This window comes from Glaciihabitans sp. GrIS 2.15 (assembly GCF_035984695.1).
GTDB lineage: Bacteria > Actinomycetota > Actinomycetes > Actinomycetales > Microbacteriaceae > Lacisediminihabitans.
Genome location: NZ_JAXCHU010000013.1, coordinates 66,584 through 74,700 on the forward strand (window position 1 = coordinate 66,584; position 8,117 = coordinate 74,700).

7 protein-coding genes are annotated in these 8,117 nt (G+C 62.3%); 6 read left to right on the top strand and 1 reads right to left on the bottom strand.

The annotated features are described in order from the left end of the window. Nucleotides 1-46: 46 nt before the first annotated feature. The 5 genes from RCH11_RS15775 (at nucleotide 47) to dnaE (ending at nucleotide 6,427) form a co-directional block, all read left to right on the top strand. Nucleotides 47-907, top strand: a complete 861-nt coding sequence (locus RCH11_RS15775) for an ABC transporter substrate-binding protein (RefSeq protein WP_327057975.1) — start codon at nucleotides 47-49, stop codon at nucleotides 905-907. Nucleotides 908-916: 9 nt separating this feature from the next. After that, nucleotides 917-1,774, top strand: coding sequence for an amino acid ABC transporter permease (locus RCH11_RS15780; RefSeq protein WP_327057976.1), 858 nt, complete (start codon nucleotides 917-919; stop codon nucleotides 1,772-1,774). Next, nucleotides 1,771-2,523, top strand: a complete 753-nt coding sequence (locus RCH11_RS15785) for an amino acid ABC transporter ATP-binding protein (protein WP_327057977.1) — start codon at nucleotides 1,771-1,773, stop codon at nucleotides 2,521-2,523. The genes RCH11_RS15780 and RCH11_RS15785 overlap by 4 nt, the downstream gene beginning before the upstream one ends. Before the next feature lie 305 nt (nucleotides 2,524-2,828). Further along, on the top strand, nucleotides 2,829-3,110 hold the full coding sequence (locus RCH11_RS15790) for a hypothetical protein (RefSeq protein WP_327057978.1): 282 nt from the start codon (nucleotides 2,829-2,831) through the stop codon (nucleotides 3,108-3,110). Beyond that, nucleotides 3,107-6,427, top strand: a complete 3,321-nt coding sequence (dnaE, locus tag RCH11_RS15795) for a DNA polymerase III subunit alpha (protein ID WP_327057979.1) — start codon at nucleotides 3,107-3,109, stop codon at nucleotides 6,425-6,427. Before RCH11_RS15790 ends, dnaE begins: the two co-directional genes overlap by 4 nt. A gap of 383 nt (nucleotides 6,428-6,810) precedes the next feature. On the opposite strand, the gene RCH11_RS15800 is transcribed toward dnaE, so the two are convergent. Beyond that, the gene (locus RCH11_RS15800) at nucleotides 6,811-7,266 is read right to left on the bottom strand and encodes an SRPBCC family protein (protein ID WP_327057980.1); all 456 of its coding nucleotides are present in this window, start codon (nucleotides 7,264-7,266) and stop codon (nucleotides 6,811-6,813) included. Nucleotides 7,267-7,685: 419 nt separating this feature from the next. On the opposite strand from RCH11_RS15800, the gene RCH11_RS15805 reads away from it, so the two are divergent. Continuing rightward, nucleotides 7,686-7,832 carry a hypothetical protein gene (locus tag RCH11_RS15805; protein ID WP_327057981.1) on the top strand — a complete coding sequence of 49 codons (147 nt, stop codon included), beginning with the start codon at nucleotides 7,686-7,688 and terminating at the stop codon, nucleotides 7,830-7,832. Nucleotides 7,833-8,117 lie beyond the last annotated feature (285 nt).

The following is an 8,117-nucleotide window of genomic DNA, read 5'->3' on the forward strand; positions in this document are numbered from 1 at the left end:
GTAGTCGGCGCCTCCGACCTGTTCACCGATGAGCCATGATCGAGGAATGACCCGAAACACCGCCGCCCGAAACACTGCTGCCCGAATTGCTGCCGCCCTCGGCGTCGCAGTGCTCGTCACCGCTCTCGCCGCTTGCGCCCCGACACCGGCACCGTCGTCATCGAGCGGATCTTCGGGCTACCTCGCCTCGGGGAAGCTCACCGTCGGCACCGGTCAGCCCGCCTTCTTCCCGTGGGTCATCGACAACAAACCGCAATCGGGCAAGGGTTTTGAATCCGCGGTCGCTTACGCGGTGGCCGCCAAGCTCGGCTTCGCCAAGAAGGATGTCGTCTGGGTGCGTTCCACCTTCGACCAGGCTATTGCCCCGGGCAACAAGGACTTCGACTTCAATGTGCAGCAGTTCTCCATCACAAATGAGCGGAAGGCCAACGTCGACTTCTCATCGCCGTATTACGAGACCACCCAGACGGTCATCACGATCGCGGGCTCGAAGGCCGACAGCGCGAAGTCGATCTCTGACCTCAGAGGGCTTCTCGTCGGAGCCCAGACCGGAACCACGAGCTTCGACGCGATTGAGAAGCAGATCAAGCCGAACTCCGGAGCCCAAGCCTTCAATTCCAACGATGACGCGAAGCTCGCACTGCAGAGCGGCACGATCGACGCGCTCGTCGTCGACCTCCCCACCGCGTTCTATCTCACCGGCGCGGAGTTGAAGGGCGGCAAGATCATCGGACAGCTGCCCAAGCAGACCGGAACCGGCGACCAACTCGGCCTGGTGCTGGCCAAGGATAGCCCGCTCACAAAGAAGGTCACCGCCGCGGTGGATGCTCTGCGCTCCGACGGCACACTCGACACACTGGCGGCCACCTGGCTCGCCAATTCGGCAGATGCCCCCGTGCTCAAGTAGTTTGCAGGAATGACGACTGCCCTGCACGAACCGAGCGTTGTCGAACTGCACCGTCGGGATTTTCGACGACGCCAGACCTCACGATCGGTGCTCATCGCGATTCTGAGCACCCTGGTGTTCGCCGCCGTCGCGTGGTTTGCCATAGTGAACACACCGGGCTGGGCACGTGTGCAGCACTCGTTCTTCGATCCAGCGGTGCTCGCCACGGCGTGGCCGCGCGTTATCAGCGGGCTCTGGCTCAACATCCGGGTGCTGTTTTTCGCAGCCATTGGGGTGCTAGTGCTCAGCATCCTCCTCGCCAGTCTTCGCACCCTTCGCGGCCCGATCTTCTTCCCGGTACGCGCGCTCGTTGCCGGATACACCGACCTGTTTCGCGGGCTCCCGCTCATCATCGTGCTCTATCTGGTCGGGTTCGGCATTCCGGGGTTACGACTCGACATCCCACGATTCCCCGCCGAGTTCTGGGGCACCATCGCGCTCATCCTCACCTACTCGGCCTACGTCTCTGAGGTGTTCCGCGCCGGTATCGAGTCGGTGCATCCCTCACAGCGTCTCGCCGCCAGATCACTCGGCCTCAGCCACGGCCAGACTATGCGCCTCGTCGTACTGCCCCAGGCGATCCGCAAGGTGACCCCGGCGCTCATGAACGACTTCGTCGCCATGCAGAAAGATGTGGGATTGATCTCGGTGCTCGGAGCGATCGACGCCGTTCGCGCGGCCCAGATCGAGACAGCCTCGTCGTTCAACTTCACGCCGTACGTGCTGGCGGGCCTGCTTTTCGTACTGCTCGCCCTGCCGATGATCCGGCTGACCGACTGGTACACCGCTCGCATGCGAGCTCGCGAACAGGCGGGATCGATCGTATGACCGAGCCTCGCGAGGAGGTGTTGCACCTCGACAACGTGTGGAAATCGTTCGGCGCAACAGAGGTGCTGCGCGGTGTCAGCCTCACGGTGGCAAGCCACCAGGTCGTCGCGCTCATTGGCGCGAGTGGATCCGGTAAATCGACTCTCCTGCGCACCATTAATCTGCTTGAGCGGGTGGATGACGGCCAGGTGTTCCTGCGCGGCACCGACATCAGTCGGCCGCAGACCCGCCCCGACGTCGTGCGCGCCCGCATCGGGATGGTCTTCCAGCAGTTCAACCTTTTCCCGCACCTCTCCGTGCTCGACAACGTGACGCTTGCCAGCCGCAAAGTTCTCGGTGTCGGCCGCGTCGCTGCCGAGCGGAAAGCCAAGGAGCTTCTCGACCAGGTCGGGCTTGCGGATCGAGCGGGCGCCTATCCGGACCGCCTCTCTGGCGGCCAGCAGCAACGCGTCGCCATTGTGCGTGCCATCGCAACGGACCCCGAGCTTCTGTTACTGGACGAGATCACAAGTGCGCTCGACCCGGAGCTCGTCGGCGAGGTGCTCGAACTCGTGCGCACGCTGGCCGCTGGCGGCACCACCATCGTGATGGCGACACATGAAATGGCGTTCGCTCGGGACGTCGCGCACCACGTCGTGTTTCTCGACTCCGGGGTCATCGCCGAACAGGGTCCGCCGGCCCGGCTGTTCGGCGCACCGACGGAGCCTCGCACCCGCGACTTCCTCGCTCGGTTCACCGGGCTCTCCTAGCCTCCCGCGCGAGGCTCCACGCCCTCACTATCGAGGTGGTGCGACGACGACGTGAATTCACCGTAAGACTGGGGAATTTCGCTGAGCGCCGACGCCGTCCTCAGGCACAACGCGGGGCGGAAACTGTTCATTGGCACGCCCTGGGCATCGGTATCGCGGTCCATCCCGATCCAAGAACGATCGTCTGAGGGACGGCGTTATTCACTGGCACCTACGCCGCGCCCGACGATAGTCTCCGTTGGCAAATGTGGGACCCTCATCGTAAGCTCGGACTCTCGAACATACGTTCGAATATAATCGAGGGGGTGACACGGATGCCCGGCAAGATCGATGCGACTGTAGATGTCATCCTGGCTAAAAACGGGGACCCGGCCGCGTTCATCTGGGATCGGTTCGAGCACACGGTGATCGGGCAACCGCAGGCCATCTTCACCCGCCACCCCTGGTGGGAGACCTCCGCGATCCCCACCCTGATCGACACCGAGTTGTGGCGCCTGGACGCGTCCCGCGGGGGTGCGGAGCAGCACCGCTACGATCTGCGGCGGGATGCGGATGGGTCGTGGGTGTTGGCGGTGGACTGGGGGTGAGCTTCCCACACCTGCATGTCAGCAGCGCCTACTCCACCCATTACGGGGTCACCATGCCCGAAACCCTCGCCGACCAGGTACAAGCCCAGGGTGACGACTTTTTGGCGGTCACCGATCGGGACGGCCTGTACGGGGCGATTAAACACTTCCGCGCCTGCACTGCCGCCGGCATCCGCGCAGGATTGGGGGCTGAGCTTGCTGTCCACGATGACGAGCACCGCCCCCTTGGCCGAGTGGTGGTGCTGGCTCACGGCGGAATAGCAGGACGAGGGTATGCGGCGCTCTGCCGGGCCGTATCTCACGCCCACACTCACGCCCACACGCACCCCCGCACCCCCTCAATCAGTCGCAGCCGTCTGGCATCCCTTGCCGCTCTTCGCACCCTGACCGTGCTGCTTGGGCCTGCCTCCGATATCGGGCAGGCCCTGACCATGTCCGACAGTGCCACCGCCCGCACCCGGCTGACCGCATGGTCGCAGGTCATGCCGGAAGGATCGATCACCCTGGAAGTGGTCTGCCATTTGACCCCGTCAGGGCCAGGCAGTGTGGGGCCGGCAACCCGGATGCTGGGCTTGGCCGAGTGGGCGGTGCTCCCGGCGGTTCTGACCAATGCGGTGCGGTACGGAACCCCCGGCGAGGCGGTCACCGCAGACCTCGCCGACTCCACCCGCGCGTTGACGCCACTGGCCGAGCTTGACACACCGCAATCGAACGGGCAGGCGTGGCTGAAACCGGACACCCTGATGAGCCAGGTGGGGCGGATGGTGGTCGACGTCGGCTCCCATCCCACCGGCACCCTCCCCCGACTCCTGGCGGACACTGCCGCCCTGGCGGATCGGTGCACCCTCGATCCGGTGACCGACATCGGGTTGGGTCGTCCCCGGATGCCGGAGGCGGCGATCATCGGGATCACCGGGGATCCGCACACCGAACTGTGGGCGCGCGCCCGCCATGGTGTCGACGAAAGGTACACCAACTCCCCTCTCCTGGCTGAGGCGCACGCCGCGTTGGCGCATGAGATGGCGACCGTTCACCAGCTCGGGTTCGCCAGTTACTTCCTCACCGTCGCCAAAGCATGCGATCTGATGCGGAACATGGGGGTTCGGGTTCAAGCCCGCGGATCCGGTGTCGGCTCGGTGCTGAACTACGCTCTGCACACCTCCGTCGTTGAACCGATCAGCAACAACTTGATCTGGGAACGGTTCCTCTCCCCCGAACGGCAAACCCTGCCCGATATTGACATCGATGTGGAAGCCCACCGCCGGCACGACATCTACCGGGAAATATTTCGTGCCTTCGGGGCAGAACGGGTATCCCTGATGTCGATGACCAACACGTACCGGTCCCGCGGTGCCGTCCGCGATGCCGGCCGCGCCCTTGGTATCCCCGACACCGACATCAGTGCGATCGCGAAACAGTTATGGCGATTCAACGCCCGCGACTTCCGCACCGCACTGAACGAGAAACCAGAGCTGGCCGAAATTGCGGAAGAGGTACAACGCTCCCAGCAACTGGACATGCTCGTGGGGCTGACCGAACGGTTGGACCGCCTCCCCCGCCACATCTCCGTCCACCCCTGCGGGGTGATCCTCTCCGACGTATCGCTGCTGGAGCGCACCCCGGTGCAGGCCTCCGGGATGGGATTGCCCATGTCCCAGTTCGATAAACACGACATGGACCCCCTCGGGCTGATCAAACTCGACGTACTCGGGGTGCGGATGATGTCCTCCATCAGCCACGCCGTCGAGGAACACCGGCGGCTCACCGGGGAAACAATCGACCTGGACCGCATCCCCCTGGATGACCCGGCCACCTTCGACATGCTCTGCAGCACCAGAACGCTGGGGGTATTCCAGCTCGAATCCCCCGGACAAATGGAATTGATCGGCAAACTGCAACCCCGCAGCTTCAACGACATCACCGTCGAAATTTCCCTCTTCCGCCCAGGACCGATGGAAGCGAACATGCCGTTACATTATTTGCAGGCCAGGCACGGAGAAACTAACCCCGACTATATCGATGCCCGGTTCCGCCCCTTCCTGACCGAAACGAACGGGGTCGTGGTCTACCACGAGCAGGTGATGCGGATGATCGATGCCCTCACCGGCGATGGTCTCGGCCACGCCGACGTATTACGCCGACACCTCGGCAAACCCGACCATTTAGCGGCACTGGGTGACTACATCATCGGCAAAGCACTCACCCGCGGGTTCCCCCGAGAGGTGGCCGAACGGGCATGGAAAGTGCTGTCCGGATTTGGCAACTTCGGCTTCGCCAAAGCCCACGGCGCCGCGTTCGCAATCACTACCTACCGCTCCGCATGGCTGAAACAACACCATCCGGCCGTATTTTTTTCCGGCCTCCTCACCCACGACCCCGGCATGTGGCCGAAAGATTTGATCATCGCCGAAGCGCGAAACCTCGGTGTCACCATGCTGCCAATGGACGTGCAGCACAGCGGACTTCAGTACCGGGTAGAGATCCTCGACCACGGCCGGCAGGCCATCCGCCTCGCCCTGGGGGAACTTCCCGGCAGCAGCGCTGCCGAACGGCAACGGATCGCCGAACACCAACCGTTTACCTCCTTGCAGGACTTCCGCGACCGGGTCCGACCCAAACGCCGCACCTTCGAAGCGTTAGCCCGAATCGGAGCGCTGGATGCATTCATCGACTACAACCGGGATCTGCGCGGTGCGCTCCTCGCCCACATCCACGCCCTCACCGGTACGGTGCAAACCGTCACCGGCACCCAACTCGCGTTCGACCTGGACCTCCCCACCCCCAGGTACACCAACACCGTCTCGCTTGAGCTGCGTGGGCGCACCCAAACCAATCTGGAACTCACCGCAATGGGACTGACCGTTACCCACCACCAAATGGAACAATTCCACGACCTGTTCCGAAAGATCGGCGTCACCCCAGCATCGAAACTGCTCGATCTGCCCAGCGGAAGCGAAGTGCTGGTCGCCGGGGTGCGCCGCGCCACCCACACCCCGCCGATGCGCGGCGGAACCGGCCGAGTCGTGTTCTGCTCCCTCGATGACGGCACCGGACCCGTCACCCAAGTGGTGTTCTTCACCGACACCCAAGCAAGGATCGGGGCTGCCGCTTTCCACACCCACTACATGCTCGTCCGCGGCACCACCCGCCGAACCGGAGCCCGCGGCATCAGCATCACCGGGCAAGAAGTCTGGGACCTCCACGACGTCGCCCACACCATCAACCAACGCACACACGCAGAAAAACTCGCATCCGACACCACCACGACATCGCTGGACATCGGCCATGTGTACGAATTGTTCGAAAAACGCGCCTGAACTGAAGCATCCACTCGAGAGTGCTCACGCCGCGGCTCCCGAATTACCGTTTGATGCACAGTCCCCGATTTCTTGACGTGCCCCCAGCTTGATTGCCCGAGCCGGTGTGAGGGGCAGTCCCTTCAGCTTCGGCGCGAGACCGCGGCACGCAGCCGAGACGGAGGAGTAATTCAGGAGACAATCGAGGACCATCCGGACCGACCGGTCACGAACCTCCTGCGGGTGTTTCTTGGGCATAAACGCATCCTTTCACCAGAAAGAAAGCGGCATGGAACCCGGGACGCTTCACCCTGCCCGCCGGACGGCGCAATGCGGCATCCGGCCCATCAAAACTCGTATGTGGATCTGACGGCAGCGACAAGCCTGCACGTCAGGCCAGCACATCAGGCCTGCACATCTCCGCGCCATCCGCCATCGGCGGTTCCCTTCGCTTCGATGAACTCCTTAAAGTTCGCCAGGTCTTTCTTGATGGCATGATTATCGACGCCGAGAGCGGCCCCGACTTTCTCCATCAGCCCGGCGGCTTCCCAGTCGAGTTGCACCGTCACGCGCGTTTCGTTCTCCGCTAATTTATGGAACGTGACCACTCCCCCGTGGTCGACCTGGCCGCCGGTACTGTTCCAGGCGACGCGTTCGTCCGGATGCTGCTCGGTTATCTGAGCCTCGAACTCACGCTCGACACCGCCGATTTTGACCTTCCACTCGGTGAGGGTGTCGTTCACCTGCGTGATGGATTCGACGAAGCTCAAAAACTTCGGAAATTCCTCGAATTTTGTCCATTGGTTATAAGCGACTGTGACGGGAACGTTAACGTCAATGGTCTCGATAACGTTGGGCATGATGATCTCCAAGTGCTAATTCAACGGATGGGCCAGTTGCTGACTCCCTTTTCACCCTACCGAGAGCTGACCCAAGGTCAACCCGGATGAGAAAAAGCTGGCAGGTAGCCTAAAGCTACCCATGCTCGAAACCTCAGCAGTGCGAACGAGCACTCGACGGCCAGGTCAGGCGGCACCAAAAATTCGGGGTCCCGCGCTCATTCCGTCAGCAAACTGAGGTGCCTGGGAAAGTCACAACTTATCCAAAAGTCTTCACGAACGATCATTGGCATACATCGGGCGACCTAGCCGTCAGTCGCTGGCCAAAAATTCGACACGGTGACTCACATCTAAGGTTCTCGGCGATTAAAACACGGGTTGACGAAGCGCTGGCATTGGCACAAATAAACGCGCGATGACCTGAACGTCTGAGGATATGAATGCTCTCCGTGCCGAAGGATGGCTGCCTCGTCTTGGTCACCACCCTCCCACCCACCTCGATCGGTTTCGAGGCTGGCGTGTTCGCCATCGGCATCCTGGGCCGCCTGATCGTCCTCCGACACCGCCACACGACAAGCCAAACCTGAATCAAACGATCCAGGTGGGTCCCGCTTAGATTGCCCTCATGGGTCCGACTCAGGTTGACACACTCAGGCGATTAGCCTCTTTCCTGGCACGGCGTCGGGGAGTACGGTAAGTTCAAACTGATAGACGACGGAGAGTGGACCGATGAACATCTTGTTTGTAATTGTGGCCATTATTGCGATTGTGCTCTTGATCACCGGAGGCTTCGTGCAGTCTCTCAACTTCCTGCTCTGGGTCGGTGTGGTGCTGTTGATTCTCGCCGTGATCGCATTCCTGATTCGAATGAT